General features: G+C 64.0%; 19 protein-coding genes. 7 read left to right on the top strand and 12 right to left on the bottom strand.

What is annotated here, in order from left to right; genetic code table 11:
• Positions 1-86 precede the first annotated feature (86 nt).
• Positions 87-935: an HTH-type transcriptional regulator BhcR gene (gene bhcR, locus MHM88_RS07880; protein ID WP_239362427.1), complete on the top strand. Its 849-nt coding sequence runs from the start codon at positions 87-89 to the stop codon at positions 933-935.
• A gap of 107 nt (positions 936-1,042) precedes the next feature.
• Entirely contained in the window at positions 1,043-2,050 is a 1,008-nt protein-coding gene (locus MHM88_RS07875; protein WP_239362425.1) for a hypothetical protein, read from the top strand.
• 30 nt (positions 2,051-2,080) lie between these two features.
• Here the strand turns inward: MHM88_RS07875 and MHM88_RS07870 are convergent, their stop codons facing one another.
• On the bottom strand, positions 2,081-2,584 hold the full coding sequence (locus MHM88_RS07870) for a MarR family winged helix-turn-helix transcriptional regulator (RefSeq protein WP_239320379.1): 504 nt from the start codon (positions 2,582-2,584) through the stop codon (positions 2,081-2,083).
• Positions 2,585-2,812: 228 nt separating this feature from the next.
• Here MHM88_RS07870 and ectA point away from each other — a divergent pair, with 228 nt between their 5' ends.
• The 4 genes from ectA to MHM88_RS07850 are packed head-to-tail and all read left to right on the top strand — an operon-like array spanning position 2,813 to position 6,568.
• The gene (ectA, locus tag MHM88_RS07865) at positions 2,813-3,364 is read left to right on the top strand and encodes a diaminobutyrate acetyltransferase (protein WP_239362423.1); all 552 of its coding nucleotides are present in this window, start codon (positions 2,813-2,815) and stop codon (positions 3,362-3,364) included.
• 49 nt (positions 3,365-3,413) lie between these two features.
• Complete coding sequence (gene ectB / locus MHM88_RS07860) at positions 3,414-4,700, top strand: diaminobutyrate--2-oxoglutarate transaminase (RefSeq protein ID WP_239320381.1); 1,287 nt, start codon at positions 3,414-3,416, stop codon at positions 4,698-4,700.
• A 24-nt stretch (positions 4,701-4,724) separates the two neighbouring features.
• The gene (locus tag MHM88_RS07855) at positions 4,725-5,117 is read left to right on the top strand and encodes an ectoine synthase (RefSeq protein WP_005620964.1); all 393 of its coding nucleotides are present in this window, start codon (positions 4,725-4,727) and stop codon (positions 5,115-5,117) included.
• Positions 5,118-5,131: 14 nt separating this feature from the next.
• Positions 5,132-6,568 carry an aspartate kinase gene (locus tag MHM88_RS07850; protein ID WP_239320383.1) on the top strand — a complete coding sequence of 479 codons (1,437 nt, stop codon included), beginning with the start codon at positions 5,132-5,134 and terminating at the stop codon, positions 6,566-6,568.
• A 108-nt stretch (positions 6,569-6,676) separates the two neighbouring features.
• On the opposite strand, the gene MHM88_RS07845 is transcribed toward MHM88_RS07850, so the two are convergent.
• The 10 genes from MHM88_RS07845 to pobA form a co-directional block, all read right to left on the bottom strand.
• Positions 6,677-7,420, bottom strand: a complete 744-nt coding sequence (locus tag MHM88_RS07845; RefSeq protein ID WP_239362420.1) for an anti-sigma factor domain-containing protein — start codon at positions 7,418-7,420, stop codon at positions 6,677-6,679.
• Positions 7,417-7,947 carry a sigma-70 family RNA polymerase sigma factor gene (locus MHM88_RS07840; RefSeq protein WP_239320385.1) on the bottom strand — a complete coding sequence of 177 codons (531 nt, stop codon included), beginning with the start codon at positions 7,945-7,947 and terminating at the stop codon, positions 7,417-7,419. The genes MHM88_RS07845 and MHM88_RS07840 overlap by 4 nt, the downstream gene beginning before the upstream one ends.
• A gap of 288 nt (positions 7,948-8,235) precedes the next feature.
• A complete protein-coding gene (locus tag MHM88_RS07835) occupies positions 8,236-9,036 on the bottom strand; it encodes a DUF4394 domain-containing protein (protein ID WP_239362418.1) in 801 nt (266 codons plus the stop codon).
• 125 nt (positions 9,037-9,161) lie between these two features.
• A complete protein-coding gene (locus MHM88_RS07830) occupies positions 9,162-10,235 on the bottom strand; it encodes a 3-carboxy-cis,cis-muconate cycloisomerase (RefSeq protein WP_239362407.1) in 1,074 nt (357 codons plus the stop codon).
• 39 nt (positions 10,236-10,274) lie between these two features.
• The gene (locus MHM88_RS07825; RefSeq protein ID WP_239362405.1) at positions 10,275-11,108 is read right to left on the bottom strand and encodes a 3-keto-5-aminohexanoate cleavage protein; all 834 of its coding nucleotides are present in this window, start codon (positions 11,106-11,108) and stop codon (positions 10,275-10,277) included.
• 9 nt (positions 11,109-11,117) lie between these two features.
• The gene (gene pcaG, locus MHM88_RS07820) at positions 11,118-11,735 is read right to left on the bottom strand and encodes a protocatechuate 3,4-dioxygenase subunit alpha (RefSeq protein WP_239362402.1); all 618 of its coding nucleotides are present in this window, start codon (positions 11,733-11,735) and stop codon (positions 11,118-11,120) included.
• Between the two features lie 2 nt (positions 11,736-11,737).
• On the bottom strand, positions 11,738-12,460 hold the full coding sequence (pcaH, locus tag MHM88_RS07815) for a protocatechuate 3,4-dioxygenase subunit beta (RefSeq protein WP_239362400.1): 723 nt from the start codon (positions 12,458-12,460) through the stop codon (positions 11,738-11,740).
• Positions 12,457-12,861: a 4-carboxymuconolactone decarboxylase gene (gene pcaC, locus MHM88_RS07810; protein WP_239362389.1), complete on the bottom strand. Its 405-nt coding sequence runs from the start codon at positions 12,859-12,861 to the stop codon at positions 12,457-12,459. The genes pcaH and pcaC overlap by 4 nt, the downstream gene beginning before the upstream one ends.
• On the bottom strand, positions 12,854-13,642 hold the full coding sequence (pcaD, locus tag MHM88_RS07805; RefSeq protein ID WP_239362378.1) for a 3-oxoadipate enol-lactonase: 789 nt from the start codon (positions 13,640-13,642) through the stop codon (positions 12,854-12,856). Before pcaD ends, pcaC begins: the two co-directional genes overlap by 8 nt.
• Positions 13,642-14,811, bottom strand: coding sequence for a 4-hydroxybenzoate 3-monooxygenase (gene pobA / locus MHM88_RS07800; protein ID WP_239362375.1), 1,170 nt, complete (start codon positions 14,809-14,811; stop codon positions 13,642-13,644). The genes pcaD and pobA overlap by 1 nt, the downstream gene beginning before the upstream one ends.
• A gap of 80 nt (positions 14,812-14,891) precedes the next feature.
• On the opposite strand from pobA, the gene pcaQ reads away from it, so the two are divergent.
• A complete protein-coding gene (gene pcaQ / locus MHM88_RS07795; RefSeq protein WP_239362365.1) occupies positions 14,892-15,830 on the top strand; it encodes a pca operon transcription factor PcaQ in 939 nt (312 codons plus the stop codon).
• Positions 15,831-16,128: 298 nt separating this feature from the next.
• Here pcaQ and MHM88_RS07790 read toward each other — a convergent pair whose 3' ends face one another.
• On the bottom strand, positions 16,129-17,757 hold the full coding sequence (locus MHM88_RS07790) for a sulfatase-like hydrolase/transferase (protein ID WP_239362354.1): 1,629 nt from the start codon (positions 17,755-17,757) through the stop codon (positions 16,129-16,131).
• Between the last annotated feature and the right edge of the window lie 56 nt (positions 17,758-17,813).

Raw genomic sequence — 17,813 nt, 5'->3', positions numbered from 1 at the left:
GAAGTTCCCCGAAATATCGTTCCTTGTCAGGTGCTTGAGTTTTTCATATCGTGAATTCGAATTTCGCACAAAACCGGAGGGATCTGATGGATTCGCAAGGAACTGGCCCCAAGACCACCCGGCGGGCGCGTGGACGGCCCCGGGACTGGCACGACAAGACGGCGCAAAACACCATCAAGTCGCTCGACCGGGCGATGGAGGTTTTTGAGTTCCTGAGCGAGGCGCAGGGCAAGCCCCTGACATCGATTGCCGAGGACATGGGCCAGTCGCCCGCCACCGTCTATCGCATCCTGGTGACGCTCGAAGGGCGCGGGCTGGTGGAGTTCGACACCGAGGAACAGCTCTGGCACATCGGCGCGCAGGCCTTCGTGATCGGCGCGCGGTTCCTGCGCCGCACCAGTCTGGTGGATCGCGCCCGCCCGATCCTGCGCAAGCTGATGGAGGAAACGGGCGAGACCGCCAACCTCGGCATCGAGAAGGAGGGCCATGTTCTGTTTCTCAGCCAGGTGGAGACCCACGCGAGCATTCGCGCTTTCTTTCCGCCCGGCACCCTGTCGCAGATGCATGCGTCGGGCATCGGCAAGGCGCTCTTGGCGCAGATGGAGTCCAGTCGCCTGGACCGGCTACTGGCGGCGACCCGGCTGGAGGTCTTTACCGACCACACCATCACCGATCATGAGGCGCTGAAACAGGATCTGGCGACGATCCGCGCGCAGGGCTTTGCGGTCGACAACGAGGAAAAGAACGCCGGCATGCGCTGCATCGCGGCGCCGGTGTTCGACATGAACCGCGAAGCCATCGCCGGGATTTCGGTCTCCGGCCCCACCAGCCGGATCGGTGCAGACGACATCGACCGGCTGAGCCGCCCGGTGATCGAGGCGGCCCGGTTCCTGACGCAGGCGATCGGGGGAACCGAAGCGGCGCCGCAGGGCTGAGCCGCGCAGAGGTATAGGATGTCGGTGCCGGGCGTCTGAGCCATTGCCAGTCCCGAATGGCTGGGGCAGTCTCCGGTTCGGCACGGCGGGCAAGCGGACAGGACCGGATGCAGTATCTCAATATTTCGGATCTTTCAGCGCCGGGCTGGCGGTTTCTGGAGCCCTATTGCGACGCGCCCCGGCTCCGCTGGGAGACGTTCAGCGGCCAGCCCGCCAATCGGATCGAACGCCGGATCACCCGTCCGGCGCTGGGACGGTACCGGGCCTGCCTGTCGGCGATCCGGGCTGCGCGGCGGCACAAAGACGCGGTGCTGGTCTCGCATCTGCCCAACGTGACGCTGGCAACCGCGTTGCTGGCGCGCGCGCTTGCGCCCGCGGCGCCGCATGTGGCCTTTGCCTTCAACTACACCGACCTGCCGACCGGGCGGCGGCTGGAGCTGGCGCGGCGCGGGTTCCGGCATGTGCAGGAGTTCGTGGTGTTCTCGCGCTACGAGATCGACCTCTACGCGCGCCTGTTTGATCTGCCGCCCGGGCGCTTCACCTATCTGCCCTGGGCGATGGAGGCCCCTGCGGTGGCGGCCCGCCATCCGCGCCCGTTTCCCGGCCCCTATCTGAGCGCGATCGGCGGCGAGGGGCGGGACTATCAGGTGCTGGCAGCGGCAATGCGCCGCCTGCCGCAGCATCGGATGGTGGTGGTGGCGCGTCCGGCCAGTCTTGTCGGGATCGCCTTTCCCGACAATGTGACGGTGCACACCAATCTGCCTGCGCCGGTCACCTGGGCCATCGCGGCGCACTCAGCGGGCATGGCGATTCCCTTGCGCTCCGACCGGACGCCGAACGGGCATGTCAGCATCGTCGGGGCGCAGCACCTCGGCATTCCGCTGGTGGTGACACGGTCCGAGGGTGTACGGGACTATGTCGACGACCGTACCGCACAGATGGTGACCGCGGGAGAGGTGACGGAGATGGCCCGTGCGCTGGATGCGCTGATCGAAGCGCCGCAGGACGCGCGGCACCGGGCCGATCTGGCGCAGGCGCAGGCCCGGCACAGCAACAGCCTGTCGACCTGGTGCGCCTATTTCGAGGATCTGGATGCGCGGCTGACGTCAGCCTGACCCGGATCTCTGTGGCACCCCGGGCAGGGCTCAGACCGGGCGGTCGCTGCTCTTGATCTCGCCGGTGGTCAGGACCGGGGCGGCGTCGATGTCGTCGGCATCCAGCATCGCCGCGACCCGCTCCAGCGAGGCCAGCAGCTGGGCCTGTTCCCAATCCTTGAGCTGTTCGAAGGCGCGGACATAGCGTTGCTGCAACGCATCCGGGGCCGCCTTGACCGCGTCGCGGCCAGCCGGCTCCAGCACCACATTGGTCTGGCGGCGATCCGCGTCCGACCGCATCCGGGTCGCCATCCCGCGCGAGACGATCTTGTCCACCAGCGTGGTCACGGTTGCCTGGGCCACGCCCATGGTTTGCGCCAGCTCCTTTGGGGTGGCGCTGCCGCCACTGGTCGCAAGCAGCTGCAACACCCGCAACTGTGCCGGCGTCAGGCCGGAGGCCTGGGCCAGGTTGCGGGAATACAGCTCGGTTGCGCGCAGGATTCGTCTGAGCGCAATCAGGCTTTCATCGGTTCTGTCACGCGGGCGGTCATTCATAGCGCTTTAAAGTGTCACGGATGGCGATTTCCTTCAATACACTAAGTATTGTCGCGACGTTTCTCGAAGTCGAAGCATGTTATTTCGCCCATCATTTGTCTGGCTAAGCAGTATTGCCCTTTAAAAACAGTGGTTAATCACTCAGGGGAAGAAAATTACTGAGGTTCTTGAAGTTTTTACATCTTCCCTATATTTAGATAGGCGAACGAAAAATGGAGACGGTGAGCGATGCCCAAAGACATCCTGCAGACTGAGACCGAAAGCCCCCGAACTTGCCAGCCCCGCCTGCGCAAGCCAAACGCGACGGACGGGGCCGAAATCTGGGAGCTGGTCAAGGCCTGCGAGCCGCTCGACCGCAACTCCATGTATGCCAACTTGATCCAGGCGGATCACTTCCGCGACACCTGCGTGGTGGCGGAGCTTGATGGCGAAATCGTCGGCTGGATTTCCGGCCACATGATCCCGGGCGATGATGCGTTCTTCGTCTGGCAGGTCGCGGTGGGTGAAGCCGCGCGCGGCATGGGACTGGGCAAGAAGATGCTGAAGGCGCTGATCGCGCGCGACGGCATTTCTGACGCGTCCGTGCTGAAAACAACCATCACCAAGGACAATGCGGCCTCCTGGGGCCTCTTCCGCAGCTTTGCCCGCGATATCGGCGGCGAGCTGAGCGACGAGCCGCATTTCGAGAAAGAGGCCCATTTCGACGGCGCGCATGACACCGAGCATATGGTGACCATCACGCTTGACAGTGATGCCAAGGTCCTGAAGCGCGCGGCCTGAACGCCTCCCCCCTCATCCAGAATTTATCTTATCCGAAAAGGATTCCCCCATGCCCAAAGACATGGAAACCAATACGTCTATCTACACGCGCCGCGAAAGCAATGCGCGTTCCTACTGCCGTTCCTTCACCGCGTCCTTCGATACCGCACGCGGCTCCGAGCTGTTCACCGAAGACGGCACCCGCTACATCGACTTTCTGGCGGGCTGTTCCTCGCTGAACTACGGCCACAATGACCCCGACATGAAGGATGCGCTGGTTGAGCACATCCTGAAGGACGGCATTACCCATGGTCTCGATTTTCATACCGAGGCCAAGGAAGCCTTCCTGCACAGCTTCAACGACCTGATCCTGACGCCGCGCGGCATGGATCACAAGGTGATGTTCACCGGCCCGACCGGTGCCAACGCCGTTGAGGCGGCGATGAAGATCGCCCGCAAGGTCACCGGCCGCACCAATGTGATTTCCTTCACCAACGGCTTCCACGGTGTGACCATGGGGGCGCTGGCGGCGACCGGCAACAGCTACCACCGCGGTGGCGCCGGCATGGACAAATCCGGCGTGACCCGTGTGCCCTTTGACGCCTATGTGGACGGTCTCGACAGCGCCGCGCTGCTGGACAAGATGCTCTCCGACCCCTCCGGCGGTATCGACGCCCCGGCGGCGATCATGCTGGAAACCGTTCAGGGCGAGGGCGGCCTCAACGCGGCCTCTGCCGAGTTCGTCAAGAAACTGGAACAGATCGCCCATGCCCATGGCGCGCTGCTGATCATCGACGACATCCAGGCGGGTTGCGGTCGGACCGGCACCTTCTTCTCCTTTGAGGAAATGGGTGTGAAGCCCGATATCGTCACCATGGCGAAATCCGTGTCCGGCTTTGGTCTGCCGATGGCGCTGGTTCTGGTGCGCCCGGAACATGACGTCTTTGGCCCCGCCGAGCACAACGGCACCTTCCGCGGCAACACCCATGCCTTTGTGACCGCGCGTGTCGCGATCGAGAAGTTCTGGGCCGATGATGCCTTCACCTCCGAACTGGCCCGCAAGACCGAACTGGTCACCAGCGCGCTGCAGGAAGTGGCCAGCCACATCCCCGGCGCCTATCTCAAGGGCCGTGGCCTGATGCAGGGTGTTGATGTGGGCTCTGGCGAGCTGGCCGGCGACATCTGCGCCCGCGCCTATGAGCTGGGTCTGGTGGTGGAAACCTCCGGTCCGAATGACGAGGTCGTCAAGATCCTCGCCCCGCTGACCACCTCCGAGCAGCTGTTCTGCGAAGGCTTTGCCATTCTCAGCACCGCCGCCCGCGAAGTGGCCGCCAAAACCAAAATTGCCGCGCAATAACCAGACGACCGGAGACCAAGACCCATGATCGTACGCGATTTCAACGAACTGAAAAACACCGACCGCTCCGTCTCTGATGCGCGCTGGACCTCCACCCGCATGCTGCTGGCTGATGACGGGATGGGGTTCTCCTTCCACATCACCGTTCTGGAAGCGGGTTCGGAGCATCAGTTCCACTACAAGCACCACTTCGAGAGTGTCTACTGCATGAAGGGTAAGGGCTCGATCACCGATATCGCGACCGGCGAGACCCACGAGATCAAGCCCGGCGTCATGTATGCGCTGAACCTGCATGACAAGCACATCCTGCGGGCCGAGGAAGAACTGCACATGGCGTGCTGCTTCAACCCGCCGGTGACCGGCACCGAAGTCCATCGCGAGGACGGCTCTTATGCTCCTGCGGAGGAGCTGGCCTGAGGAACAGGTGACGCATGACACATACTGTTGAAAAAATTGGCGGGACCTCGATGTCCCGCGTGAACGAGCTGGTGGACACGCTGTTTACCGGCGGGCGCAAGGCGGATGATCTTTATGGTCGCGTCTTTGTGGTCTCCGCCTTTGGTGGCATCACCAATCTGCTGCTCGAACACAAGAAAACCGGTGAGCCGGGCGTCTACGCCCGGTTTGCCGACGCCGAATCCGACCATGGCTGGCACGAGGCCCTGAGCCGCGTCGGCGACGAGATGCGCAAGGCGCATGAGTCGGTGCTCGACAACGCCGGTGATGTGGCGCAGGCCGATGCCTTTGTCGCCGAACGGATCGAGGGCGCCCGCAACTGCCTGATCGACCTGCAACGCTTGTGCAGCTATGGCCACTTCCGCCTGGCGGAACACATGCTGCAGATCCGCGAGCTGCTGTCGGGGCTGGGCGAGGCGCATTCCGCCTTTGTCACCGCATTGCTGTTGCAGCGCGTGGGGGTGAATGCCCGCTTTGTGGATCTCTCCGGCTGGCGTGACGAAGGTGACGTGACGCTGGAGGAGCGTATCTCCGGTGCGCTCAACGACGTCGATCCCGCCACCGAGATGCCCATCGTCACAGGTTATGCGCAATGCGCCGAGGGGCTGATGCGCGAGTTTGATCGTGGCTATTCCGAGGTGACGTTCTCCTGTCTGGCCGCCCTCACCGGCGCCAGCGAGGCGATCATCCACAAGGAGTTTCACCTCTCCTCTGCCGACCCGAAACTCGTGGGCGAGGGCGTTGCGCAGAAACTGGGCCACACCAACTATGACGTGGCGGACCAGATGTCGAACATGGGGATGGAGGCGATCCACCCCAAGGCGGCCAAGACCCTGCGGCAGGCCGATGTGCCGCTGCGGGTGACCAACGCGTTCGAACCCGAAGATCCGGGCACGCTGATCGACGACAAGCCGGCGGAAAGCCCGGCGGTGGAGATGATCACCGGTCTGGATATCATCGCGCTGGAGGTCTTCGAGCAGGATATGGTCGGGGTGAAGGGCTATGATGCTGCGATCCTTGAGGTGCTGACGCGTCACGATGTGCGTATCGTGTCCAAGACCTCGAATGCCAATACCATCACCCACTACGTCGACACCTCGCTGACGGTGCTGAAACGGGTGGAAAAGGACTTGGCCCGCCTCTATCCCAATGCCGAGATTTCCGCGCGGCTGCTGTCCATGGCCTCGGCCATCGGGCGCGACCTCAAGGGGCTGTCGGTGCTGACGCGCGGGTTGCAGGCGATTGCCGATGTGGGGCTGGAAAGCCTCGGCGCTTCGCAGGGGCCGCGCAATGTAGACGTGCAGTACATCGTCGAGCGTGAGGACCTGAAGCCGGTCATCGGTGCGCTGCACCGGGTGCTGGTCGAGGGCAAGCCTGCGAAACAGGACAAGTCGATCAAAGCAGCAGCCTGACGCATGATATAGCCGTCGTCTGACAGGGATGATGCAGAAACAAAGGGGCGCCCGGCGGGGCGCCCCTTTGCGTTGGTGTGGCAGTGTCAGGTCCGGGCCCGGCGTCGCTCAGAGCGGTTCCTTCGCCAGCCCCTTGCCGAGGATCGGCCCCGTCGGCAGACCCGTGGGCGAGCCGCCCGCCTGCTCAAACGTGATCTCATAGAGCTGTTCCGGCCCCGGCGGCGGCAATCCCTCCACCGCCAGCGCGGTGCCCCTGTTGTCCGCCAGCAGGCCAAGCGAGACCGGCGGGCCATCGTCCTCGGGTTTGGTCCAGACCTGCATCACCTGACCCTCGGGCACTGCGGCCTGTCCCAGCAGGGTGACCCGGGTCAGGTTCTCTTCGGTGCCTTCGACCACGGCGACGGCCTCACCAGTGGTGTCGTTGATCAACACCGCGATCACCGTCGGGTCGGGCCGCATCATCACCGACCATCCCAGCGCCAGTGCGAGTATGATCGACGCCGCCAGCCCGGTGCAGGCGGCGATGAACCAGTTGCGCGGGGCGCGCGGCTCGTTGGCGGGCAGGATGGTGTCGGTCTCGGCGTCGAACTGCGGCACCGACGCGGGCGCAATCTCTGCCGCTGCGGACCCCGCATCCAGCCGGGCCGCAACCCGCGCCCACATGTCGTCGGGCAGCGCCTCGGGTGTGGCGGTGTCATCCAGTTCCGACAGCCGCACGCGCGCCTGTGCCAGCGCTGCGGCGACCTCGGGATCGCGCAGCGCGCGGGCTTCGAGCTCGGCCGCCTCGGCCTCTTCTGCAAGGCCAAGCGCCACTTCCATCGCCTGATCGGCCAGGGGTCTTGCATCACTCATGACAGGCACTCCCGCAGGGCGCTGAGGCCACGCCGGACCCAGGCCTTGACCGACCCGAGCGGCGCCTGGATGCGGCCGGAAATCTCGCCATGGGTGTAGCCCAGCACATAGGCTTGGAGTATCGCCACCCGCTTGCGCGGCTCCAGCCGGTCGAGGCAGCGCCGCAGGTCGCTGTTCATGTCCAGCCTGCCATAGGCCTCCATCACGATGTCCTCATCTTGCCGGCGCTCCAGCGTCCCGGCGTCCTCGGCGATTTCCCAGCTTTCCTTGCGCAGCATCGTCAGGCACTGGTTGCGCAGGATGGTGGTCAGCCAGCCCCGCGCAGAACCCCGCGCCGCATCAAACTGATGTGCCTTGCGCCAGAGCGAGACAAAACACTCCTGCACCGCATCCTCTGCCAGATCCCGCCGGCGCAGCATCCGGATCGCAATCCCCAGCAGCCGCGACCCTTCGGTGTCCATCAGGGCGCGCAGCGCTGCACGATCCCCGTTTGCGCAGGCCTCGATGCGCTCTGCCAATTCGCTCAATCGCCTGTCCTCATGCCTGTGGCGCGTCCCGGTGCCCGCGGCCATCCGCGTCGGTCTTGCACGCAGGCGGGACGGCGCGCTCCGGGCAACCGTATTGGCACCGGCGGACCCGGTCAACGTCATGATCGCCAGCGGCAGAGGCATCGGGAGGGGGCAACAGGGGGCGCCGGGCGATAACGCCTGCGCCCCCTCGGGTAACATGTCCCCGGTGTTTGCGGCACCATGGGGTTACTCGCACTCACTCACACAACCATAACACGAATTGCATCATGGTGTGCAACCCTGATGTCACTTCGCCGTCATGAAGGTGATGTCGCGCAGCGGAGCATCCGCGCCCTTGATCTCCCAGCTTTCCATGATCTTGCCGCTCTCCAGGGAAACGGTGTTGAGGCTGCCACCAGCCGCGAGCCAGGCGGTATTGTTGCCCTCTGCATCGGTTGCAATGTCAAAGGCATAGGTCTGCGCCCCGTCAATGCCCAGCTTGCCGATTGCCGCCAGCGTGCCGTCATTGGGCGAGGTCTGCTGGATCAGCGCCACGATGGTGGAATCGATGTCATACATCGCCGTCGCATCCGGCTGCCCGTAGGAGTTGATATAGGCCGCCGCGACGATCGCCGGAGCCTCGCCTGCGTGCATGTCTTTTTCCTCAAAGGCGAGCGAGCCATCCACGGTCACGGCACCGCTTTCGATGTCCACCCGGTGGTTGGTGGTGCCGCTCATGAAGCGCAGCTTGTTGGCCTTGGGGTTGAAGTCCACGATCACCGGTGCGCCCTCGGCAATCGGCAGTTCCTTGTCCATGGTGGAAATCACCGTGGCTTCGCCGGTCATTGGATCAATCTCGACAATGTCAAAGGTGGAGGTGACACCGATCAGCTGACCGGTGGCCGGGCGCAGGTCGATGCCCAGCAGCTTGTCGACGCCCTTGACGGGCATGGAGCCGGTGACCCCTGCGGTTTCGGCGTTGATCATATGCAGCATGTTGTCGCCACTCAGCCCGATCGCCATCGGGGCGGCATGGTCGTCCGCCTGCGCCAGCTGGGCGGTTGCGAAAATGGATGCGGTCACAAAAGCGGTCTTAAGGGAATGCATAAAAAGCTCCTCTCTGTTTGACTGAGGCACGGACCATCCGTGCGCTGTCAGAGGGGAGACTCCGTCAGCGCCGCATTTGGATGCAGCAGGTGGCAATATTTTTGAAAAAAGTTCTGGGCGGCGGGTCAGATGGGCGAGGCGGCGTCCCCGATCCGGGTAATCGCCTGTATCTGCTCGGTGGCCAGACGCAGCGCCGCGCCGGTGCAGGTCATCATGGCCGGCAGCACCATCCATTCCAGCGTCCACATCGCGCCAGAGCGTTCCTGTTCATGCACCATCGCCTGATGCATCAGGGGCAATTGGCCCGCATTATAGCGCGCGAGAGTCACCAACAGTTCCGCCGTCACCGGGTTCTGTTTATGCGCCATGGCAGAGCTGCTGCCGCCGCCCTCCTGCGCCAGCGCATCCACGCCCTGTTGTGCCATCAGGCATATGTCTTGCCCGATCTTGCCGAGACTGCCGGTCAGGGTCGAAAGCCAGCTGGCGTATGTCGCCAGCCCGTCGCGCTCGGTGTGCCAGGCGCGCTCAGGGGCGCTCAGCCCCAACTCGACCGCCATGAGCCGGGCAATGGCGTCGCCATGTGGCTGGCTGCGCTGGCGATCCCCCACCGGGCCGCCGAACTGCAACAGCTCCACCTCGGGGCGCAAGGTCTCCAGCCGTTTTGCATGGCGCTGCACCGGCGCGGCCCAGGTGGTGATCCGATGCCCGGCGGTGATCGGCAGGGCCGCCTGCATCCGAGTCCGCGCCATTAGGGCGTTTTCGCCGTGTGTTCGCCCCAGCTCCTTCAACGCGGTGCTCAACGCGTCCAGCCGGGACAGGTAGATCGCGTTTGCCGCACGGATCGCCAGCACCAGCGCGGTGTCGATCAGATCTTGACTGGTGGCACCGGGGTGCACAGCGGCGGCAAGCTCTGCGCCCACATGCGCCTTGAGTTGCCGCACATAACCGGGCACCGCCATGCCGTCTGTCTTCAGATCCGCTTGCACTGCCACCACATCGGGCGCGAACCCCGCCATCGCCGCCACTGCCCGCGCCGCAAGATCCGCTTCGATCAGCCCGACCTCTGCCGCCGCGCGGGTCAGCGCCACCTCATAGGCGAGGAAAGCCTCTGCGGTCGCGGGACCACCGAACAGATCCGTGATCTCATCATCGGCAAAGAGGCCGGCAAAATAGGGGTTGGTCGACGTCAGCGGGTTCACAGGGCAGGTGGTCCTTTAAGGCGGAATGATGAAACCAGATCAGCCGCGCAGGGGCACGTCAAGGATCTCGCGCGCCTGTTGCCAGGTGGCGACGGGGCGTTCGTATTTCTCGCACAGCGCTGCCGCGCGCCGGATCAGTGCCGCATTGGAGGGCGCAAGTGTCTGGCGATCCAGCCGCACATTGTCCTCAAGCCCCGTGCGCGTGTGTCCACCGGCGGCAATGGCCCATTCGTTCACGATCAGCTGGTTCGCCCCAATGCCCGCCGCACACCAATTGGCCCCGGGCGCGCGGCGCTGGACCAGATCGACATAGAGGTCGAACACCTCCTTGTCGGCGGGCATCGCGTTTTTCACGCCCATCACGAATTGCACATAGAGCTTGCCATAAAGCGCGCCCTCCTGATGCAACCGGATCGCCTGCAGGATATGGCTGAGGTCAAAAGCCTCCACCTCCGGTATGATCCGGTGCATGCGCATCTCGCCTGCAAGCCAGTCGACCAGATCCGGCGGGTTTTCATAGACGCGGGTGGGGAAGTTGTTCGACCCCACCGATAGGGAGGCCATGTCGGGCTGCAACGGCAGCATGCCGCCGCGCGTCTTACCTGCGCCCGACCGGCCGCCAGTGGAGAACTGGATAATCATGCCGGGGCAGTGTTTCTCCAGCCCTTCTTTCAGCGCCGCGAATTTTTCCGGATCGGAGGAGGGCGTCTCGTCGTCATTGCGCACATGGGCGTGGCAGATGCTGGCCCCGGCCTCAAACGCCTCATGGGTGCTCTCGATCTGTTCGGACACGGTGATCGGCACCGCCGGATTGTTGGCCTTGGTGGGCAGCGAGCCGGTGATCGCCACGCAGAGGATGCAAGGATTGCTCATGATCTGGCCTCAGATGTCGAAAAACACGGTTTCATTGTGCCCCTGAAGGCGAATGTCGAAATGGATGTGCCCGTCGCCCTGATCCTCGCCAATCAGGGTTTTGACGCGGGTCTGATGTTCGATGCGGCTCAGGATCGGGTCGGCGGCATTGGTCTCCGCCTCGTCGGGGAAATACATCCGCGTGTGCAGGCCGAGGTTGATGCCCCGCGCCACGATCCAGAGCGTCACATGCGGCGCCTGCATGCGGCCATCGACAAAGGGCACCGCGCCGGGTTTGATCGTGTCAAAGGCAAACTCGCCCGTGGTCATATCCGAGGCACAGCGCCCCCAGCCGGTGAAGTTCGGATCTGCCGTGCCGCGCGTCTCGGCCGGGGAGTTGAACAGCCCGGCCGCGTCCGGCTGCCAGATCTCGATCATCGCATCGCGCAGCGGCGTGCCGGTGCCGTCGATGACGCGGCCAGTGATGCGGATGCGCTGACCCTGCACGTCGCCGGTGATCATCTCATGGCCGAGGTCCTGCGGGTAGACGCCTTCGATTTCGGAAAAATTCGGCGTGCAGCCGATGTGGACGTAAGGCCCCGCAGTCTGCGAGGGGGATTCCTTCAGGTAGGACAAAGGTTGTACCATGATCACAGCCCCTCCATGCGGTTTTCAAACATCGTCTGGCGACGACCGCGCAGGGTAATGTCGAACTTGTAGGCCCGCGCATCCATCGGCACCGTGCGCGCCATGTCGAGCGCCGCGACCAGGCTCTCGATCCCCTCGCGGGTCGGGATGGTGTCGACGATGGGACAGTGCCAGATCAGCGGGTCGCCCTCGAAATACATCTGGGTGATCAGGCGCTGGGCAAATCCCGCACCAAAGATGGAAAAATGGATATGCGCCGGGCGCCAATCGTTCATCGTATTGGGCCAGGGGTAGGGGCCGGGCATGATGGTGCGGAACTCGTAGAATCCCTGTTCGTCGCTGATGCAGCGCCCGCATCCGCCAAAGTTCGGATCCAACGGCGCTAGATAGCTTTCTTTCTTGTGGCGATAGCGCCCGCCTGCATTGGCCTGCCAGACCTCGATCAGCGCACCCGGAACACCACGGCCAAATTCGTCGCGCACCTGCCCATGCACGATGATGCGCGGGCCGATCGCCATGCCACCGTCCTTGGCAAAGTTCAGGATCAGGTCGTTGTCCCGCTCGCCCAGCATGTCGTGGCCAAAGACCGGCCCGGTTTCCTCGACCAAAGTGGTGGGAAAGGACAGCGGCGCATGACGCGGGCCGCGCGCCACCGAGGTCTTGTAGTCGGGCGTGATGCTGGGCGGGTGCCAGCGCCGGTCGCGGTTTACATAGCCGTTGCTCATTTCTCGCCCGCCTCCTGTTCCATCTCGGCGTAAGTCTCCTTGGCCAGTTTCAGCGCGTGGTTGGCGCGTGGCACACCTGCGTAGATTGCCACATGTTGAAACGCCTCCAGCACGTCGGACTTGCTCGCGCCCGTGCGCGCGGTGGCGCGGATGTGCATGGGGATCTCGTCAAAATTGCCAAGCGCGGCCAAAAGCGCCAGCGTCAGCATGGAGCGTTCACGGTCGGACACCCCGTCGCTGGCCCAGACATTGCCCCAGGCGGTTTCTGTGATCAGCGTCTGAAACGGTTCGTCAAAGGCGGTTTTCTTCGCCTCGGCCCGGTCCACGTGGTCATCGCCCAAGACCTTGCGCCGGATTTTCATGCCGGTGATATAGCGGTCGCTTTGGGACTGTTTAGACATGGCCCAACTCCTTCAGGAATTCCAATAGCACCCCGGCATAGGCCTCGGGCGCCTCGACACAGGGCAAATGGCCGGTGTCCTCGATCACGGTGAACGCGGCGTCGGGGATCAGGTCGATGGTGGCCTCCACCAGCGCGGCGGGGCTGGCGCCATCCGCACTGCCCGCGATGCCAAGGGTTGGTTGGCGCAGGGTCTTGGTGATCTCGCTGAGGTCTGCGCCCGCGATGGCCTGACAACAGGCGATGTAGCCGGCTTGCGGTGTGCGCTCCAGCATATGCCGCCACGGCAGATGCGCGTTGGTGCTCAGGAAAGCAGGCGCAAACCAGCGCTCCATCACCGCATCCGACAGGGCCGCAATGCCGCCCGCCTCAATGGCCGCGATCCGGTCCTGCCACATCTGCGCCTCGCCCATTTTGGCTGCGGTGTTGGACAGCACCAGCGCCGAGATCCGCTCCGGCGCGCGGGCGGCCAGCGTCTGACCGATCATGCCGCCGATGGACAGGCCGACAAAGATACAAGTCTCAACACCCAGATGATCCAACAGCTCCAGCGCATCCTCGGCGAGATCGTCGAGGGAATAGGGCCCTTTGGGGCAGGAGCTGAGGCCATGGCCGCGCTTGTCATACCGGATCAGCCGCAGATGTTTGGGCAGGCGGTCGATCACCGCATCCCAGAGCCGCAAATCCGTGCCCAGAGAGTTGGCAAAGACCACCGCAGGCCCTTCCGGAGGGCCATCCCCGCGCCAATGCAGCGTGGCATGTGTCAGTCGCGCCGCCTGCATCAGTAGGGCAACCCGACGTAATTGGTTGCCAGCACCCGCTGGGCGTCCTCATTGTCGCGCAGGAAGGCCAGTTCCGCCGCCTGCATTTTTACATCAAACGGGCTTTGATCCGGGAACCGATGCAGCAGCGACGTCATCCACCAGCTGAACCGCTCCGCCTTCCAGACCCGGGCAAGCGCCCTTTCGGAATAGCGATCCAGCCCGTCGCTGTCCTTGTCCTGATAGAACCGGAGCAGCCCTGTATAGAGGTAATGCACATCAGAGGCGGCGGTGTTCAGACCCTTCGCTCCGGTGGGGGGCACGATATGGGCGGCATCTCCACAGAGGAACAACCGCCCCCAGCGCATCGGCTCGCTCACAAACGACCGTAGCGGCGCGATGGACTTCTCGATCGAGGGACCTGTCACCAGCGCCTCGGCGACCTCGGCGGGCAGGCGGCGGCGCAGCGTGTCCCAGAACCGCGTGTCGGTCCAGTCGCCGACGTCATCGCCCAGGGAGCACTGCACGTAATAGCGGCTGAGGTTGGCATTGCGCATCGAACAGAGCGCAAAGCCGTCCTCGGAATTGGCATAGATCAGCTCGTCGTTGACCGGCGGGGTTTCCGACAGGATGCCAAGCCAGCCAAAGGGATAGACCTTTTCATATTCGGTGCGCACGGAGGCCGGAATGGTGCGGCGGCTGACGCCATGGAACCCGTCACAACCGGCGATGAAATCGCAATCAATACGCTGTTCCCGCCCGTCCTTGTGGAAGGTCACATAGGGCGCATCGGTGTCCGCGTCGTGGATGGCGGCATCCGCCACGTCAAAGATTGTCTGTGCGCCGACCTTCTCGCGCGCCTCATAGAGATCGCGCGTGACCTCGGTCTGGCCGTAGAGGATCACCGATTTGCCGATCAGCTGCTTGAAATTGATGCCGAACATCTGGTCATTATGGGCGATCTGCGTGCCCTCGTGGTGAAAGCTCTCGCGCTCCAGCCGCGCACCGACGCCCGCCTTGTGCATCAGTTCGACCATGCCCTGCTCCAGGATGCCCGCACGGATGCGGCTCAGCACATGTGCCTTGCTGCGCCGTTCCAGCACGACGGTGTCGATCCCATTCAGGTGCAACAATTGCCCCAACAACATTCCCGACGGACCTCCGCCGACAATAACCACCTGTGTCCGCATCCAAGCCTCCCGCTTTGAGTGCAGCGTACCATGCGGTTTTTGTATTCTAAAATGAGAAATACGGCTTTATAGATGCCGATATGGGTAATTTAAAGCGTTCTCGACAGGTCAAGATCCGCCACATGCAATGCCTGTCGGAGGCGGTGGCGCACGGCAGTCTGAAAGGCGCGGCAGAGCATCTGGGGCTGACGCAACCGGCGATGTCGCGCACCCTGAAGGAGCTGGAAGAGATCCTCGGGGCCACGCTCTTGCGGCGCAGCCGGGCCGGGGTTGAGCTGACCGAAGCCGGGGAGATCTTTGCCCATTTCGCCCGCATGAGCCTGGCCGCGCTCGATCACGGGCTGGACAGCGTGGATCGCACCCAGGGCGGCCTGTTGCGCCAGGAGGTCACCGTGGGCGCCTTGCCCAGCGTGGCGGCGGGGCTGCTGCCGCGGGTCGCGGAAGAGTTTCGCAGACTCGCGCCCGAGGCGGTGTTGCGATTGTCCGACGGGCCGCACGGGATGCTGATCGACCTGCTGCGCAGCGGCGCGGTGAGCATGGTGATCGGGCGGCTCGGCGATCCCGCGGTGATGCAGGGGGTGTCCTTTACCCAGCTCTATACCGAAGAGGTCGTGTGCGCGGTGCGGCCCGGCCATCCCTGTCTGGCGGCCCCGAGCCTGTCGGATCTGACCCGCTGGCCGGTGATCTTTCCGCCCTCCACGGCGGCCATTCGCCCGTTGGTGGAGCGGTGGCTGATCAGCCATGGCCTGTCGGAACCACCGCAGCGGATCGAAACGGTCTCGGGCGCCTTTGCCCGGGTGCATGCCCGCGATACCGATGCGATCTGGATGATTTCGCGCGGGGTGGTGCGCAATGAGCTTGCCGACGGGCGCTTGGTCGAACTGCCCTTCGACATGTCGCTGACCAAGGGGCCGGTCGGGCTGATGCTGCGGCAGGATGCAGAGCGGACGCCGCTGGAAGGGGTGTTCCTCAAAGCGCTGCACGCGGCGATCGGCGCGCTGGATTATGATGTGAGCTGAGTGTGGCGTATAGACCCGGCAGGCCTCCCGCGCCCGCACGTGCCCGGCCTGCGGCAGGACCCGTTAGCGGCCTTGGGCCGAGCGCCCGGACGGGGTCCGGGCGCCAGGGGGCGCTGCCCCCTCGGGCCTTGCGGCCCTCACCCCCGAGATATTTGGAAAAAGCTGAAGGTGGGGCGGTGGCACGCCGCGCGCCAGCGCGGCGCCGGGCCCAACCGGGCAAGGGGATCTGTGATCCCTGCGGCCTGGGCGGGAGCCTCCCTTCCCGGCGTGCCACAGGGGAGGCATCGGGTGCGTGCGTTTATACCGGGGGCTTGCCGCGGTATTTCACGGTGAGCTCGGCGGGGACGTCATCGGGTTCATAGATCCCAAGCAGAATGCCCTTGCCGCGCGATGCGCCGCGTCCCGCGATGATCTGCGCGTCTGAGCGGGTGATGCGTTGTGACATGCGCCGCCCCCATTGGCCGAGGCGCGCATACATCATGTCGATCACTTCGCTGTGGTCTGGACTGCGGCCAAGGTCGTGAAATTCCTGCGGGTCGTTTTCCAGATCAAACAGCATTGGCGGCAGGCCGCCCTCGGCGTGCATGAACTTCCAGCGCGTGTCGGTCACCATAAAGAGCCGCGCATCGCGGGGGGCGATGCCAAGCTTCACACTCATTGGTGTGCCGGAATAATCGTATTCGCTGATTGCGTAGTCCCGCCACACCTCGGGCGTCTGGCCATGCAGCCATGGTGTAAGCGCGCGGCCCTCCAGGATGTGATCTGCGATCTCGCCACCTGCGGCCTCCACAAAGGTCGGCAGCAGGTCGATGTTTTCCACCAGCGCGTCGCAGGTGGTGCCTCGGGTGGCGTCGGCCTCGGGGCGGGGATCATAGACGATCATCGGCACTTTGACGGAGGGCTCGTGAAAGAGATCCTTCTCGCCCAGCCAGTGATCGCCCAGATAGTCGCCGTGGTCAGAGGTGATCACGATCATCGTGTCATCCATCCGGCCCGTATCCTCAAGGTATTGAAACAGCCGCCCCATCTGGTCATCGCATTGCTTGATCAGGCCCATATAGGCGGGGATGGCGGCCTGCCGGACTTCTTCGCGCGAGAAGGCCTGACCGATGGCATTGCCCATGAAGGCGCCGTAGACCGGGTGCGGATCGTCGCGCTCCGCGGGGTCCTTGACGGCGGGCAGCACATGCTCCGGCCCGTACATGTCATGATAGGGCGCGGGCACGATATAGGGCCAATGCGGCTTGATATAGCTCACATGCGCGCACCATGGTCCCTCGGCCTGTTCAATAAACTCAATGGTCTTGGTGGTGAGCCACGGGGTTTCGCTGTCTTCCTCGGCAATATTCGCGGCCTTCTGCGCATTGGCCATGAACCAGCCGGAGGCCATCTCATCGCCTTCAAGACCCGCATTGGCGAAGTCGTGCCACGGGTTATGGCCCGCGTAGCCCTTTGATTTGAGGTATTCATTATAGGGGCTGCGTTTTTGGTCATAAAACCCGTCCGGCCCCTCGGCCCAGAGACCATCGTCGCGGATCCAGACGTCAAAGCCGCATTCGGCTTGTCGTGCGCCAATCACGCTGTCGGGGCTGAGGCCGAGGCGGGCCATGCCCTCGCTGTCGGCATTCATATGCGTTTTGCCAATGAGCCAGCAGCCCATGCCCGCCTTGCGCAGGTGATCCCCCATGGTCCATTCGCCCACCCGCAGGGGCGAGTTGTTCCATTGCGCCCCGTGGCTGGAGACATAGCGCCCGGTGTAGCAGCTCATCCGTGCGGCGCCGCAGATCGGCGATTGCACATAGGCGTTGGTGAACCGCACACCGCGCTCAGCCAGCCGGTCGATATGGGGCGTTTTCAGATGCGGATGACCGGCGCAGCTCAGGTAGTCGAAGCGCAGTTGGTCGAACATGATAAAGAGGATATTCATCGCACGGCTCCATCCTGCTGGCGGCCAGCCTAGAAGAGGGACGGGCGCGCAGAAAA

Source organism: Epibacterium sp. MM17-32 (genome assembly GCF_022348205.1).
GTDB lineage: Bacteria > Pseudomonadota > Alphaproteobacteria > Rhodobacterales > Rhodobacteraceae > Epibacterium.
Note: the sequence above shows the minus strand (reverse complement) of the source record. Positions and strands in the feature narration are given on the sequence as shown.